The sequence below is a fragment of the Moraxella sp. CTOTU46934 genome (assembly GCF_031979465.1).
GTDB classification, from domain to species: Bacteria; Pseudomonadota; Gammaproteobacteria; order Pseudomonadales; family Moraxellaceae; genus Faucicola; species Faucicola tetraodonis.
In genome coordinates, this window is sequence record NZ_DALZEG010000002.1 from 146,871 (window position 1) to 163,110 (window position 16,240).

The following is a 16,240-nucleotide window of genomic DNA, read 5'->3' on the forward strand; positions in this document are numbered from 1 at the left end:
TGATTATATCACTCGTACCAGCTGCTATTTTTGGATTTTTTAGATGAGGTTTTTGCTTCAGTTTTGGTGTCAGCTTTGTTTTCGGCTTTGGCGTCAGCTTTATCAGTCGGCTGCGGTTCGGAAGCTAGCATATCCGTAATTGGCTGCCACTGGGCTTGAATGTCTCGATACGGTTTTTGGCTTTTATCAAAAATCGTCAAGCCGCGCTCTGCCAAGGCTTGATAAATACTACGCTCAGATAGCCAAGCCAGTGGCTGCTGCCCAATATCAGTAAAATACGCTATCAGTTTTTCGGTCGGCTCATTGTCCTGCATCAATTGACTACGCACGCGATTGGCAACCAGATAAATATCGACTTTGCCTTTGCGGATACGTTTGATGTCTTCTAGGCTTTTTAAAAAGCGTTTGGTACTGTCAATATCAAAAAAAGCGGGTAAAACAGGAATTAAAATCGCCTTGCATTCGGCAATCAGCTGCTCGGCTTTAGTGCCTGATAACGCACCTGGGGCATCAATAATCAGCCAGTCGTTTTTACCCAGGGTTTTTGGGATATCACCTATATCATTGCTATCGCGCCAGTCAATACCGATAATGGCAGGCACATCTGCTGGGCGCATTTTTAGCCACTGTAGGCTTGATTTTTGGGGGTCTGCATCTGCCAATGCCACTGTTTTGCCTTGGTTTGCCAATGCCGCCGCTAGACTCACCGCAATCGAGGTTTTACCACAGCCCCCTTTTTGATTGGCGATTAAAATTTTTTGCATGACCCTCACCCTGTTGATAAAAAATTAATGCATTATCACCACATTAACTCAAAAATTTGACCCTGTTAATTTGACGCTATTCATTTGGTTGTATTAAGTAGCCTAACAAAATTTTAACCATTGATAAATGCTTTTATATAAATAATCTGCTAAATTAAAAAATATCAATTCATTAACGGTTTGATCGGTTTAGCCAGTTTTTGACTGGCTAATGGCGACCGTAAACCTCAAAGGTGCCACCATGACGATGCTTTCATTCATACAGACCTATCACCCAGCAACCACCTCAAAAAAAATGCTTGGACTGTTTGCTGTCACTGCTTCGATGACAGGTTGTGCCACCTTGGGCGGCGGATTAACACCCACTCAATGCCAACAAAGCAATTGGCAAACCATTGGTTATCAAGATGGTTTACTGGGTCGCAGTCAAGATTATATTCAAAAGCATATCAAGCAATGCGCCAAAGCCAATACCGTGCCCAACCAGCAACAGTGGCGACAAGGTCGTGAAGAAGGGTTAAAACGTTATTGCACACCGCTACGCGCTTATCAGTTGGGACGTGAGGGCTATGACTACAATGATGTATGTCCACAATCGATGACGCTTGATTTATTAAAAGCGCATGACGAAGGTTATCTCAACTACCAACGTGAGCAAAGACTAAACCAACTGTGGTACAACACCGACCCATTTTGGGGCTCACCCTTCTACGGTAGTCGTTTTGGTGGTTGGGGCGGTTTAGACAGAGGGTCACGCCCGTATTATCCCCGCATCGCACCTAATAACCGCTACCCAAAATACGGTGATAATAATCAGCATACATCAAGTCAACCTGTAGCGCCTAGCCCCGTTACCCCTAGCAATGATGCAACCGTAGGTTCAAACAAATAATCGCAGCTAAGATAAAAACAACGCGACGAACTTATCGTGAAGTTCTGTTTTGAAATCTCGTTGCGCAATCTCGTTTAGCGATACAACTCGCTGCGTGATGACAATAATTTACAGGTTAGAATTAAAAAAGAAGTTCGGGTGTATTTAACCGAGCTTCCTTATTAAACCAGTAGCTTATCAAATCAACCGCTTATCACCTCAATAGCTTAAACCATTACAGCAGCCAAAAGAGCCGTGTGCTTGACCCGCTTGGTTATCAAATTAAAGGGTTAATCGTGGGTATTTTTTGGCTCTCAGTGTTTTGACTGGCATTGGATTTTTGAGGTGCTTTGGGTTTTTGAGATTTGGTGGGGTCAAAGGTTTGCACAGCAGGTGCGCTTGGTACCCCTTTTTGCTGAAGCTGCTCATCAATCTGCCCCGCTTGGATGTTTTCCCCTTCAAATACACGGATGTGCTCATCACGCTTTAACTGCAAATTTTCAAAGTCAAACAACTCACGGTCAGCGAGCTGTGACGGTGCGACATTTTGCATCGCGCCAAAAATTGAATCCAAGCGATTCGGGTATTGCTGATCCCATGTGCGCAGCATGTCATTAATCATCGCCCGTTGTAGGTTTTCTTGGCTGCCGCACAGGTTACAAGGAATAATCGGAAACTGCTTGTAATTGGCATATTTGATAATGTCTTTTTCTTCCACATACGCAAGCGGACGAATCAAAATATTTTGCCCATCATCCGATAACAGTTTTGGTGGCATCGCTTTGAGACTACCGCCGTGAAATAAATTTAAGAAAAACGTCGCCATGATATCATCACGGTGATGACCCAGTGCCACTTTGGTTGCACCGATTTGTTTGGCAAATCCATACAACGACCCACGGCGCAGACGTGAACAGGCAGAACAGTAAGTTTTACCTTCTGGTACGATTTGCTTGACCACGCTATAGGTATCTTTTTCTAAAATATAATACGGAATGCCATGCTCGGTCAGATAATTGGGCAAAATATCTTCAGGGTAATCAGGTTGTTTTTGGTCAAGATTGACGGCAATCACATCAAACTGAATCGGTGCTATTTTCTTTAAGAACAATAAAATATCCAGTAAGGTAAAACTGTCTTTACCGCCTGAAATACACACCATGACCACATCACCGTCTTCAATCATGTTGTAGTCACGAATCGCCCAAGAGACCAGCTTACGTAATTTTTTTTGTAGCTTACGAAAACGCGCAGATTTGATGTCATCGCCTTGGCTGTCAGCATTGGCATCGCCCAAGGTTTGCTGCGCTTCATTGTTTAAACCATCATTGTTTGACGCCTCACCACCCCAATCATTATCATCAAGCCCATCTATGTCACTATCTAAGTCTACGTCACTCTCTAATAGTTGGGCTGATAATTGGGGATTTAATTCAACAGCAGGCATGGTTGCTGCTGGGCTTACAGAATTGTTTGATTGCATAAGATACCTAACTGATGATAAACCAATAAATAAACCTATGATGACGCTATCGGCTATCAACGACGCGTTATTTATTGGAAAAATAGCAAATAAAAAAAGCATTTAACGTAAGGCAGACCAACCCCCTCACAATAAATGCTTGATTGAGCGTATCTATAGCCGCCTATCAGATAGAAAACGCCTATCACATAGTCGGCTATTATACGGCAAAATTACGCGCTTGTAGTCATTTGAATGACATCTTGCTGTTTTAGAAGATATTTTTTATCCGCGCCATCCAACTGGTATTTTCTTTTTTCATTTGCGCCTCGATTTGTTTTTGTTGCTGCTCAAGTTTGATGTCCATCAGATTTTTTTCTTTAAATAAACCATATTGGGCATCGCCTTTATAAAACTCAGTTTCACGGTAACTGTCATACGCATGTTGGAATAGCACATTGAGCACAGCGGCGAGCGGTAAAGCAATCAGCATACCTGCAATGCCTGCCAGTGCCGCCCCTGCAAGTACCGCAAATATCACCCACAATGGTGATAAACCAATTTTATCACCCAACAATAACGGCTGCAAAACATAACCTTCCACCGCCTGCCCTACCATAAAGGCACCGACAATTAGCACTAAATGTACCCAGTCCACGCCAAATTGAAATAGCCCTGCAATAATCGCCGCAATAAAGCCAAGGGTAAAGCCAAGATACGGCACAAAACTTGCGATACCCGCCATCATACCTATAATAAGACCGACTTTAAGTCCAATGAGTTGCAATTGCACCGCGTACACCATACCAAGCAGCACCATCACTAGTAGCTGACCTTTGATAAATGACATCAACGCTTCATCACTTTCTTTGGCGATACGATAGACCGATGGAATATAACGGTTGGGAATCATATGACGCATTTTTACCAAGCGCTCATCCCAATTATATAAAAAATAAAACATCAAAATCGGCACCAGTACCACAATGCCCGCCACGTTGATTACATTCATGCCTGATAACATTAAATTGGTAAAAAATGACCGCGCATCAGTGATATTGTAGTTTTCTTTGAGATAATCGACCAAGCCTTTGGACATATCACGTACTTGCATGGCAGGTAAACGTATGGGTGTGTGAGAACGCACCCAGCCTCGAAGCGTATTGTTATAATAGTCAATCGCTGTCGGTACATACTTCCATGCCGATTGTAACTGCTCCCACACCAGTGGAATGAGCCACCAGAGTATCAATCCAATCATCAGCCCAGTGGACAAATATACCAGCAAAATCGCCACCCAGCGGCGAATGTGTGCCTTGTCCTGTAATTTTTGCACGAGCGGATTAATCGCATACGATAAAATAAATGCTACCAAAAATGGCAAAATTACCGATTGTAATTGATAAATGATATAGCCTATTGCAACCAAAAATAGCGATATAAATACCCGTTTGAAAAACACATCTTTCGTAAATCGATAAGGGAATGGGTTGTACATAGGTTCCTCAAAAAAGCCAAATACGCCAAAAATATAAGGGTAATGTCAAATAAAAGACGGTCACTGCCATCGTTGTATTTTCGACTAATTTTAGGTAATTTGACAAAAATAGATAGCGCAAACTGCACAACTCATACAAATATTCAAAGCTATGTTATAAAGCCCTATCACATTTGTGGGGCTAGAAGGCGTCATCAACGATAAACAGCCTAATGCTAGCCAGGTAGGAAAGCGATGGATTATTTTTCTTTTTGATGGGAATTTGGGTATAATGCGCGTATTACTTTTCCCAATGATTCTGGCGATAGGAAGACCATGACTACACAACCCACTTCGTTAAGTTATAAAGATGCTGGCGTCGATATCGATGCTGGCGAAGCGTTAGTTCAGCGCATTAAATCAGTTGCCAAAGCAACTAGCCGCTCTGAAGTAGTCGGTGGTTTGGGTGGATTTGGTGCCTTGTGCCGTATTCCACAAGGCTATAAATCCCCTTTATTGGTCTCAGGGACTGATGGTGTCGGTACCAAACTTAAACTGGCTTTACAACTGCAGCAACACGACACCATTGGTCAAGACTTGGTCGCGATGTGTGTCAATGACCTGCTAGTCTGTGGCGCCGAGCCGTTATTTTTCTTGGATTATTATGCCACAGGAAAACTGGACGTCGATACCGCAGCAACAGTTATCACCGGTATTGGTGACGGCTGTAAATTGGCAAATTGTGCACTCATCGGTGGCGAGACGGCTGAAATGCCGGGTATGTACCAAGATGACGACTATGATTTGGCAGGTTTTTGTGTGGGCGTCGTCGAAGAGTCGGAAGTTATCACGGGTAAAAACGTTGCCAACAGTGATGTGTTAATCGGTATCGCCTCTAGCGGCGTGCATTCAAATGGTTACTCACTGGTGCGTAAAGTCATTGAAGTCAGCGGTGCCGATGTTGCCACCGAACAATTAGACGGCAGAGCATTAAAAGACGTGTTGATGGCACCGACAAAAATCTATGTCAAAGCCATTGGACAACTGCAAAAAACCTTGGGCAACGCAAGCTTGCATGCGATGGCACATATCACCGGTGGCGGCTTGACGGAGAACCTACCACGCGTATTGCCCGACCATTTGGCGGCGCAAATTGATGTGAGTTCTTGGACATTCCCGCCTGTGTTCCAATGGCTTCAGCAAAAAGGTCATATCGAGCAGATGGAAATGTACCGCACCTTTAACTGCGGCGTGGGTTTTGTCGTCGTGGTGCCGGCAGATAAAGCAGACCAAGCCATTGACTTACTCAACGAACAAGGCGAAACCGCATGGAAATTGGGTGAAATCGTTGAAAGAACAGGCGATGCGGTAACCTATCGCTAATTTTATCCGCGACTCGACTAATTAGGGTATTTTATTATTGGGCTATTTTACCCTTGAGTTAATTTATCCTAGAGCTAATTTACCATTGAGCTAGCTTAAAAGGTGCGTTTTTACGCACCTTAGTTTTTCCAACCTATTGCTTTGCTATCCTTATGAAGTTGAACATGACAAACCCTACTCCGTTAAAAATTGCCGTCCTCGTCTCTGGCAGTGGCAGTAACCTGCAAGTATTAATTGATAAGCAGCTACAGCAACTATTGAACATTCAAATCGTGGGCGTGATTAGTAATAAAGCCGATGCCTATGCACTTGAGCGCATCCGCCTTGCCAATGAGCAGCAGCAAGCCAATATTGCAACCGCGGTGATTGAGCGTGACGATAATGGCAAAAAATATACCCGTGTCGGTTTTGAGCAACAGGCACTGCAAGAATTACGCGCGTGGCAACCTGATTTGGTGGTATTGGCAGGATTTATGCGGATTTTAACGCCGCTGTTTATTGACGGTGTCACCAGCAAGGATGGTTTAAACGTGCCGATGATAAATCTGCACCCGTCACTGCTACCCAATTATAAAGGCTTAGCTACCCATACCCGCGTGCTACAATCAGGCGAGCGCTATCATGGTTGCAGCGTGCATCTAGTAACGAGCGAACTCGATGCAGGGGAAGTCATCGCCCAAGCGGTGACCTGCGTCAACGCGGCTGAAAATGCTAGCCAATTACAGCAGCGCGTTCATGCGATGGAGTACCAGTTGCTGCCTATGGTGGTGGGATTATTTGCTGAGCGGATTGTTTCGCTTAAAAATAACCAACTCACCAACCGCCTTGGACTCAATCTGCCTATGAAATTATGGTTATAGTCAAATTATGGCGATAGTCAAAAAAAACGCCTACAATCAAATTTAGGCGTTTTTTTATGTTTATCATAGTTTATACTCGAAGCGCCGATACACTCAATATCACGATTAGCAAAAATACATAGCGCCCTACCCACACGTTATCTAAAAATGCGTTAAAGCAAAGCTTACGATCATAGGTAAGACATTGTTTATTTTGTCGGTAAAACATGGCAACGATAGGTATTAGCGCCAATACTGAAAGCGCGCCAAAATAATGCCAAAACACGCCCGCCAAACTGAGCAAAAACACCCCTTGAAGTAGGCTAATTATCAACACATCGTGTTTACCAAATAAAATCGCGGTGGATTTGACCCCAATTTTTAAATCATCCTCACGATCTGCCATCGCATATTGGGTATCATACGCCACCGTCCAGCACATATAGCCGACAAACAGCAGCCAACACCAAATATCAACCTCGGTCTGCCCAGTTAATACTTGCGATACCGCAACATACGCCATCGGAATCGCCCAGCCGAAAGCCGCCGCCAAAAACACTTGCGGCAAATGGGTAAAGCGTTTCATAAACGGATAGATAAACGCCAACGCCACCGCACCAAATGACCAAATAAAAACCTGCACAGGCAAAAATACTAATAACGCTGCACTCACCCAAGATAAAATTAAAAACGTCCAAACTGCTTCTTTACCCGTCAAGCGACCATCCGCCAGCGGCCTACCTTTGGTTCGCGACACGTGCCCATCGACTTTTCTGTCAGCAAAGTCATTGATGGCACAGCCTGCCGCTCGCATCAACACCGCACCCACCGCAAAGATTGCCACCACATGCCAAGGGGGGAGTTGCTCAAACCCTTTTGCCGCCAAAAACACCGCCCATAAAGTCGACCAAAACACCAGCTCAATGCCCACAGGCTTATCAAAGCGGGTCAAGTGAATATAGGCTTGTAGTTTATCTTTAAAAGACAGAGTGTGTGTAGTCATAGAGTTGTTAATTAAAATAATCAAAAAAGGGGATAAAGTTGATGCTAGTGTAACGCTAAATGTTAGCCAAATCGTCGATAAATTTGTTACCCTTACAGCTGTAAGCCAATCATCAGCAGTTGGTAATCCAGCCCAATCGGTGATTGGTCTTGCAGATAGCGTCTAAATGTCGCCGTATCGATGCTGTCTTTGCCAGAGACGGCGCCGCCCATTTGCTTGAGATTTTTTAACAGACTTTTTAAATTGTCATAAGAAAAGGCAAACGATTGCTCGGTGTGATATATTAGCGTGCCTTGACGCTGTTGCTGCAAGGTCTCTATCGCCGCTAGCCAAGCGTGACTGGGTAAAAAATCAAAAATAGGTAACTTGGGAAAGCGCAGACGGACTTCATGAAAAGAACCTGCCACCGGAATCGCCAAATGCAGCTGACCTTTGGTTTTGACAATGCGCCCAAGCTCTGCGATAACGCTTGGCGATGTCCAATGAAGGGCAAAACTACTCATCACCAAATCGGCTGATTGATTCGCCAATGCCATATCTGCCATATTGGCGCAAAGCGCTTGGCTGTGCAGCGTCATTGGAGAAGTTGGTGAGGATGAGGTAGATGACAGCGGCATCGACAAAAGATGCGCGACTCGCTGTTGCCAAATTGCAAGCATACTGGCAGCCGTATCGACGCCATATAACTGAGCGGAAGCTAGCGCTGCGTTTTGTAAAAACTTTGACATCACCGCCCCAGTCAATTTTCCTGTACCACAGCCCACATCAACCACGCAGATATCAGTTACGCCGGTATGGCAACGCGCAATGAGCTGCGCCAAGTGCTCTGCCACCTGCGATTGAATCGGCGTGGCGGCATCGTATGAGGTGGCAAATTGTTCAAAAACAGGGGTGACAGTACAGGACATCATCGACTAAAACAACAAATCAGTCAACTTTAACACTATTAATCAGCCCTGCATAGTCATAATCATCTTGTGTGAGCAAATCAACCCCGCAAGGCAAATTGCCTATCCAATTAACTTTAATACATTGACTTTAAATCCCTAAAAATAGTAGGGATTATAGCATTTTATTGACGGGATTGAGGGCATTTCTGCTTAAATCCATGTTAACTAAATTATGCTCAAATTTGTTTTTAGTGGTATCATACCAAGCAATTTTTTAGGCAAAATTTGTGTGCTTTAAGCGCATGATTGCTGCAAACGGTAAAGGCAATTTGTTATGATTTTGGCACTTGAAAGTGTGTTTGACCAATGCTCGGTGGCATTCGTGGATTTAGCGGGTAATGTCGTTGCTGAACAGACCCTGACGGGGAATCGTCTGCAAACCCAGCAAATTTTGCCGATGATACATGCGCTGATGACGGCATCATCGATTGATTGGTCACAACTGACTGCGATTGCTTTTAATCGAGGGCCCGGGGCTTTTAGTGGCATACGCATTAATACGGCGGTAGCGCAAGCCATCGCCTTTGCCCATGATGTGCCATGTTTGCCTGTATCAAGCCTACAAGCTATCGCCCAATCGGCATTTGAACTACAGCAACGCCCCCACGTATTGGCGCTGACAGATGCGCGCATGAACCAAGTGTACGCCGCTGAATACGCCATGAGCGATGGTATCATGCAGCTTGTGACAGGTGCTACTGAGCATTTGCTTGATTATGACAGTGTGATAGACAAAGACTTAGCCTTAGTAGGCAATGGCGCAACCTTGGTCAATGCGCAGCTAGGTCAGTCCATCTTTGCCGATATTCGCCCCTCAGCGGTTATCATTGCCAAACTTGGGCTAGCCTTGTATCAGCAGCACCAATCCGTCCCAGCTGAGCTGGCGTTGCCAGTTTATTTAAGAAATAATGCGTGGAAAACTCTAGCCGAACAACAAAAGGCTTAATTTATCGGCTGATTACTCATGTTGTCTTAAGTTTGACTCGCTACCCTTTATCTTGTTATAAGCGCAAAAATTGTTAGCTTTGACTGTTAATAACTAACATTGTTGGATACGTTATGGATCTTATTTTGATTTTTAAAGCCATCATCATGGGCATGGTTGAGGGCATTACCGAATTTTTACCGATTTCAAGTACCGGGCATTTAATTCTTGCCGACTCCCTGTTAAATTTTTGGACCAAAGATAAAGCCGACTTGTTTATCGTTGTCATTCAGCTGGGTGCGATTTCTGCGGTAATTTATTTGTACTGGGAACGCCTATGGCGTGCCTTGATGGGACTTATTACAGGTAAAGACCCTGAACGTAAAAACCCGCGTCAATTGGGCATCTCGCTGATTATTTCCACCATCCCGATTATGCTGATAGGTTTGCTGTTTGATAAAGCGTTAAAAGCGGCGTTGTTTAACCCAACTGTGGTGGCAATCTCATTGATTGTCGGTGGTTTGATTATCTTTTGGGCAGAGCGCCAACAACACAAACATACGGTCAAATATGCCGAAGCAGAAGATATCGATATTAAAACGGCGATTATCATCGGTTTGATTCAATGTCTTGCCTTGATTCCTGGTACTTCTCGCTCAGGTTCTACCATTATCGGTTCCCTATTTTTGGGGGTATCACGTAAGGCGTCTGCAGAGTATTCTTTCTTCTTAGGGATTCCTGTATTGGTGGGTGCTGGGTTATTAGATCTGGCCAAAAACCATCATATTTTGACCAGCGCTGAAGACTGGACCATCATGGCAGTGGGTGTGGTAGTCTCATTTATTTTTGCCATGATTTTCATCAAATGGTTGGTTAACTGGGTCAGTACCCGTGATTTTACGATTTTTGCTTGGTGGCGTATCGTGGTAGGCGTACTGGTACTCATCGCTGGTATGCTGGGCTATATTTAAATCCCTATGCTATCTCATCAATCAATCCAACTGTATTATGTTGACACTTTGCCAAGCGAGCAGCGTTTGGCAAATGTTGAAACGATACTCGCCCCTTTATCCGTCGATTTACAATTGCAAAAGATTACTAGCAAAGTAACTCAAAAATGGCTGAAATCAGTCGATGATAACAGTGTGCTGATTGATGAGGTAGGCGATGTTTTTGTCATCGCAGCGGGCATGAAAGTCAGCCCAAATTGGCAAAGCCTACAACAGCGGGTGGTCAAAGCGGGCAAAAAAACTGAACTGCTACTCAAAGCCATGCAGCTACAAGCTAACATGACTGTCATTGATGCCACCGCAGGATTTGGGCATGATAGCTTAATCTTGGCAAGTACCGGTGCCAGTGTGACTTTGCTTGAACAGCAGCCACTCATGTTTTTGCTACTGCAACTAGAACAGCAAAAAATGGCGCAGCAGCGCAACTGGCAAAAATTGATGAGTCGATTAACGATTTATCATGGCGATGCGATAGAGTTGCTGGCTAGATTGCCAAAAGTCGACCGTGTCTATCTAGATCCGATGTTTCCCGCTGATAGCTACAAATCAGCGGTTAATAAACATATGCAGATGTTACATACTGTGACGACCCCACCGTCGATTGCGCAATCACAACAATTATTGTGGGCGGCGTTGGCACAAATAACCCCACACGGTATGGTGGTAGTTAAAAGACCTAAATCAGCGCCTTTTCTTGCAGACAAATCGCCCAACCTAAGCCTATCAAATGATATCGTGCGTTTTGATAATTATTTGAACCGCATTTAGTTTGAATAGCGTCTAGTTGCCATGTTAAAAAAAAGCTGATGAGTATCAGCTTTTTTTGTGGGTCTGGTTATTATTGACCAACCTTTTGGTTACCGACGGCAGGCGCTGCATCATCGCTGGCTTTTGGTGCGTTGGGCGAGGCAGGCGCATTATCAATCACGGTATCATTTTCCGTAATCTTATCCATGTCTGAATTATCCGCGCCGCCGTCATCTGCAGCCTCTACCTCATCGCTACTCGCTGGCATCGCATCTACAGTGGTCGCCGTGCCACTGGCGCTGGTAGCGTCAGGACCGGCATCTACGGTGGCATTGGCTTCGGTCACAGCGGCGCTATTTTTTTCATCGGCAGGCGCAGCTGACATCGGTACGGCTTGTGATTCTGCCACTGACGCTGCCGCGGCATTGTCTGTGCTGTCAGTCTTTTTATCACAAGCTGTCAACGTAAGCGCCGATACTAAACTCAGCATGGTGATTTTTGCTAGTGTGTTTTGCATGGGTATTCCTCTACTATCAATAAATCGCTCAATCCGACAACGTACTTGATAGCCTATATAGTAAAAATTGCTCAATCAACGAGTTTGCTAATTTAAAGATGATAATGATGTCACCTTAAATTTTACCATGGCACTGCTTGTATTTTAACCCTGAACCACATGGACAAGGGGCATTTCGGCTAATCGCTAAGTTGGCATATGGATTGTCACCATTTTCAGCCATCTCTGGACTCGCGGTTGCCGCTGCTGAGCCGCTTAGACCAAATGAATACGTGGCTCGCGTGCGTTGCTGGCGGTTACGCGCAATCATGTCTTCATCTTCACTTAGCTCACCGGTCACGCCATTCATTTCCTGGTGCTCAAAATGCAGACGCATCATCTCAGCTTGTTCACGTTGCTGGCGCTCAAGCTCAGCAATTTCTTCTGGCGTTGGGATATGGACACGCGCTAAATCTTGCACGGTTTCAGACTTGATAGCACCGAGCATACTTTGGAACAATGAGAAAGATTCAGATTTATATTCTTGCTCAGGATTTTTTTGCGCATAGCCCCGTAGATGGATACCTTTACGCAGTTGATCCATTTGGTTTAGATGTTCTTTCCAATGCTTATCTAGACTAGATAGCATAAAGTGACGCTCAAGCTGGGCAGCATTTTCTTCACCCATTTGCTCACGGCGAGCGCGGTAGTTGAGTAACGCAGCCTCGATAATTTTTTGGCGTAAACCTTCTTCATCCAGACGACGATCGGCATCTAGCCAGTCATTGATTGGCATATAAATACGAAACTCATTTTCAAGCTCGTCTTCAAGCCCATCAATGTCCCATTGGTCATCAATCGAACCAGGTGGCACAAATTGGTCAATCAAGGCATTGTACACATCGTAGTGCATCGCTTCGATACCTGCTTGTAGATTACTTTCGGCGAGCAGTTCATCGCGCTGTTTATAGATAACCTTACGTTGTTCGTTGGCAACGTCATCGTATTTGAGTAGGCTCTTACGGGCATCAAAGTCGCGGTTTTCCACTTTGCTTTGGGCGTTTTCAATCGAGCGTGACACCATTTTGTGCTCAATGGCTTCGTCTTCTTTTAGCCCCATGGCGCGCATCATATTCACCACGCGATCGCCAGCGAAAATCCGCATCAAGTCATCTTCAAGCGACAAGAAAAAGCGTGACTCCCCTGGGTCACCTTGACGACCCGCACGACCGCGCAATTGGTTATCAATACGGCGCGATTCGTGACGCTCAGAACCGATGATATGTAAACCACCCGCTTCCAGCACTTGCTGGTTTCGCACTTGCCATTCGGCATAGGCTTGCTCTTTCATTTCAGGGGTGACGTTGTCGATTTTGGCGAGCTCTGCTTGCCAGTTACCCCCCAAGATAATATCAGTACCGCGACCTGCCATGTTGGTGGCAATAGTGACCGCATTGGGTCTACCTGCTTGCGCGATAATATCGGCTTCACGCTCGTGCTGTTTGGCATTGAGGACGTTATGTTGAATGCCTTCTTGCGTCAGTAACTCTGAAAGCACTTCACTGGCTTCAATGGTTGCCGTCCCCACCAAAATCGGTGCCTGTTTTTCTTGAATGCGTTTGATTTCGCGGATGATACCTTGATATTTGCCCATTTTACTTAGGAAAATTTGGTCATCAAGGTCAATACGCTGAATCGGTTTGTGGGTGGGGATAATCACCACATCTAAATCGTAAGTTTGTTTAAATTCCGCAGCTTCGGTATCCGCTGTGCCCGTCATGCCTGAGAGTTTGTCATACAAACGGAAATAATTTTGGAATGTCGTGGTGGCAAGGGTTTGGTTTTCGGCTTGGATTTCAACTTGTTCTTTGGCTTCAACCGCTTGATGCAACCCTTCTGACCAGCGGCGACCGGGCATGGTACGCCCTGTGTTTTCATCGACAATGATGACTTCGCCTTCATGCACGATATAGTGAATGTTTTTCACAAATAAATGGTGCGCACGAATCGCAGCTTGAACGTGGGCTAGTAGTGGCAAGCGCGTTGGGCTATATAGACTCTCATTTTCGCCAAGCTCGCCTTTTTCCACCAAGAATTTTTCAATTTTCTCGTAGCCTTTTTCGCTGATTTCGATTTGACGATTTTTTTCATCAATCCAAAAATCCTGCTCACGGTTTTCGCGGTTGCCTTCTTCGGTTTCTGAGCGTTTAAGGCGCGGGATGATGGTGTCAATCAGCCTGTACATGGCGGATGAGTCTTCGGCTTGACCCGAGATAATCAGCGGCGTACGCGCTTCATCAATCAAAATCGAGTCAATCTCATCGATGATACAATAGTTGAGTCCGCGCTGTTTTTTCTCATCTAGGCGAAATACCATATTGTCGCGCAGGTAGTCAAAGCCGTATTCGTTGTTGGTACCGTAGGTAATATCTGCGGCATAGGCCTCAAATTTTTCCATCGGGTCTTGCTGTGAGTAAATCACGCCGACAGTCAAGCCCAAAAAGTCAAACAACGGACGGTTTAATTCGGCATCACGCCTTGCCAAGTAGTCATTGACGGTGACCACATGCACGCCTTTACCGCTAATCGCGTTGAGATATATCGCAAGCGTTGCCATCAAGGTTTTACCTTCACCCGTGCGCATCTCGGCGATTTTACCTTCGTGCAAGGTGATACCGCCGATGAGCTGTACATCGTAGTGACGCATGCCAAGGACACGTCTTGAGGCTTCACGACAGACCGCAAAGGCTTCAGGTAAAATGGTATCTAGGCTAGTACCCTGCTCAAACTGGGTTTTAAATTCCGCAGTTTTCTGTTTTAATGCTTCGTCAGAGAGGGGCTGGATTTTGGGTTCTAAGGCGTTGATTTTGTCGACCAACTTACGCATTCGCTTAAGCTCACGGTCGTTTTTGGTGCCGATAACCTTGCCTATCATTTTGCCTAACATACGAGGATTTTCCTAAAGTGCTCAAATCAATAAGTGCAATGACTTTTAATACGATGACGGTTAATAAAGGTGTTCAAAATAAATTTTGCTATTATATATGGGTTTGCTTTTTTTAGATACAAGGTTATGACAGCCTGTGAGTTTGAACCGCTCGCCTGTATTACCTTTATCTTTATGAATCCATCCCCATAATTGAGCTTTATTTTCGAGATTTTCATTGTTGAAATTTTCTTGGAAGATTTTAACGCCATCTTTGCCATTATGCTATCGAGTTTGCTATGACTGCCTCATTGACGCCACAACAACTGATTCATCAATTACCCAAAGCCGAACTACACGTGCATATCGAAGGCACGTTTGAGCCGGAGCTCATGTTTGCCATCGCTAAACGCAACCAAATCGATATACCCTACCAAACCATTGAAGACGTCAAAAATGCCTACAATTTTCATAATTTACAATCATTTTTGGATATCTACTATGCCGGCGCAAACGTTTTGGTGAAACAGCAGGATTTTTATGATTTAGCGTGGGCGTATTTTGAAAAATGCCAGGCTGATAATGTGGTGCATACGGAGATTTTCTTTGACCCACAGACCCATACTGAGCGGGGCGTGGATTTTGCCACCTGTTTTCAAGGGCTTTATCAAGCCAGCTTAGATGCCAAAGCAAAAATGGGTATCACCTCGCATTGGATCTTGTGTTTTTTGCGTCATTTGAGCGAAGACAGCGCGTTTGCCACCCTTGAGCAGGCCTTGCCATTTAAAGATAATATCATTGGCGTGGGGCTTGACTCTAGCGAAGTGGGCAATCCACCAGCCAAGTTTGAACGGGTATTTGCCAAAGCGCGAGCGCTTGGGTTTTTGACGGTTGCGCATGCGGGCGAAGAAGGCGATCCCGCGTATGTTTGGCAAGCGTTGGATTTGCTCAAGGTCAATCGTATCGATCACGGTGTGCGTTCGGCTGAAGATGATAAACTCATGCAACGCTTGATAGCGGAGCAAATGCCGTTAACGGTGTGTCCGTTAAGTAATCTTAAACTAAAAGTGGTGCAAGACATGGGCGAGCACAATATCAAAACCATGCTGCACCAAGGTGTGTGCGTGACGGTGAACTCAGATGACCCGGCGTACTTTGGTGGCTATATGAATGACAACTTTGTCGCTATTGAGCAAGCGTTAGCGCTATCAAATGACGATATCAAACAATTGGCAATCAACAGCTTTAACGCGTCTTTTATAGATGATGATGAAAAACAGCATTGGATCTCAAAAATCGCATCGCTTTAAGCTTTTAAATAAGTTGGTAAATAAGCTCTAAAAAATAGGCTGGAACTAACGCGCATTTGTGCATCCCAGCCTTAACC

General features: G+C 44.9%; 14 protein-coding genes. 7 read left to right on the forward strand and 7 right to left on the reverse strand.

The window, feature by feature from the left end; all coding sequences use genetic code 11:
• Positions 1-8: 8 nt before the first annotated feature.
• Positions 9-764: a ParA family protein gene (locus RTN07_RS03220; RefSeq protein WP_312175678.1), complete on the reverse strand. Its 756-nt coding sequence runs from the start codon at positions 762-764 to the stop codon at positions 9-11.
• 241 nt (positions 765-1,005) lie between these two features.
• Between RTN07_RS03220 and RTN07_RS03225 the strand changes: the two genes are divergently transcribed.
• Positions 1,006-1,656, forward strand: a complete 651-nt coding sequence (locus RTN07_RS03225; protein ID WP_312175681.1) for a DUF2799 domain-containing protein — start codon at positions 1,006-1,008, stop codon at positions 1,654-1,656.
• A gap of 256 nt (positions 1,657-1,912) precedes the next feature.
• Here RTN07_RS03225 and ttcA read toward each other — a convergent pair whose 3' ends face one another.
• Positions 1,913-3,118: a tRNA 2-thiocytidine(32) synthetase TtcA gene (gene ttcA, locus RTN07_RS03230; protein ID WP_409455538.1), complete on the reverse strand. Its 1,206-nt coding sequence runs from the start codon at positions 3,116-3,118 to the stop codon at positions 1,913-1,915.
• Between the two features lie 250 nt (positions 3,119-3,368).
• On the reverse strand, positions 3,369-4,595 hold the full coding sequence (locus RTN07_RS03235; RefSeq protein ID WP_312175683.1) for an AI-2E family transporter: 1,227 nt from the start codon (positions 4,593-4,595) through the stop codon (positions 3,369-3,371).
• A 315-nt stretch (positions 4,596-4,910) separates the two neighbouring features.
• Between RTN07_RS03235 and purM the strand changes: the two genes are divergently transcribed.
• Both purM and purN read left to right on the forward strand, forming a co-directional pair.
• A complete protein-coding gene (gene purM, locus RTN07_RS03240; RefSeq protein ID WP_282841351.1) occupies positions 4,911-5,957 on the forward strand; it encodes a phosphoribosylformylglycinamidine cyclo-ligase in 1,047 nt (348 codons plus the stop codon).
• Between the two features lie 164 nt (positions 5,958-6,121).
• Positions 6,122-6,817, forward strand: a complete 696-nt coding sequence (gene purN, locus RTN07_RS03245; protein WP_312175686.1) for a phosphoribosylglycinamide formyltransferase — start codon at positions 6,122-6,124, stop codon at positions 6,815-6,817.
• 70 nt (positions 6,818-6,887) lie between these two features.
• Here the strand turns inward: purN and ubiA are convergent, their stop codons facing one another.
• A complete protein-coding gene (gene ubiA, locus RTN07_RS03250) occupies positions 6,888-7,799 on the reverse strand; it encodes a 4-hydroxybenzoate octaprenyltransferase (RefSeq protein ID WP_282849958.1) in 912 nt (303 codons plus the stop codon).
• 92 nt (positions 7,800-7,891) lie between these two features.
• The gene (locus RTN07_RS03255; protein ID WP_312175692.1) at positions 7,892-8,710 is read right to left on the reverse strand and encodes a methyltransferase domain-containing protein; all 819 of its coding nucleotides are present in this window, start codon (positions 8,708-8,710) and stop codon (positions 7,892-7,894) included.
• 313 nt (positions 8,711-9,023) lie between these two features.
• Here RTN07_RS03255 and tsaB point away from each other — a divergent pair, with 313 nt between their 5' ends.
• The 3 genes from tsaB (at position 9,024) to RTN07_RS03270 (ending at position 11,452) form a co-directional block, all read left to right on the forward strand.
• Complete coding sequence (gene tsaB / locus RTN07_RS03260; protein ID WP_312175695.1) at positions 9,024-9,695, forward strand: tRNA (adenosine(37)-N6)-threonylcarbamoyltransferase complex dimerization subunit type 1 TsaB; 672 nt, start codon at positions 9,024-9,026, stop codon at positions 9,693-9,695.
• 113 nt (positions 9,696-9,808) lie between these two features.
• The gene (locus tag RTN07_RS03265; RefSeq protein WP_284034697.1) at positions 9,809-10,645 is read left to right on the forward strand and encodes an undecaprenyl-diphosphate phosphatase; all 837 of its coding nucleotides are present in this window, start codon (positions 9,809-9,811) and stop codon (positions 10,643-10,645) included.
• Positions 10,646-10,651: 6 nt separating this feature from the next.
• On the forward strand, positions 10,652-11,452 hold the full coding sequence (locus tag RTN07_RS03270; protein ID WP_203172232.1) for a class I SAM-dependent methyltransferase: 801 nt from the start codon (positions 10,652-10,654) through the stop codon (positions 11,450-11,452).
• Positions 11,453-11,522: 70 nt separating this feature from the next.
• On the opposite strand, the gene RTN07_RS03275 is transcribed toward RTN07_RS03270, so the two are convergent.
• Together RTN07_RS03275 and secA are read right to left on the reverse strand one after the other, a co-directional pair.
• Complete coding sequence (locus RTN07_RS03275) at positions 11,523-11,948, reverse strand: hypothetical protein (protein WP_007115600.1); 426 nt, start codon at positions 11,946-11,948, stop codon at positions 11,523-11,525.
• A gap of 115 nt (positions 11,949-12,063) precedes the next feature.
• On the reverse strand, positions 12,064-14,874 hold the full coding sequence (gene secA / locus RTN07_RS03280; RefSeq protein WP_312175700.1) for a preprotein translocase subunit SecA: 2,811 nt from the start codon (positions 14,872-14,874) through the stop codon (positions 12,064-12,066).
• A gap of 278 nt (positions 14,875-15,152) precedes the next feature.
• Here secA and RTN07_RS03285 point away from each other — a divergent pair, with 278 nt between their 5' ends.
• Complete coding sequence (locus RTN07_RS03285) at positions 15,153-16,163, forward strand: adenosine deaminase (protein ID WP_409455539.1); 1,011 nt, start codon at positions 15,153-15,155, stop codon at positions 16,161-16,163.
• The last annotated feature ends 77 nt before the right edge of the window (positions 16,164-16,240 follow it).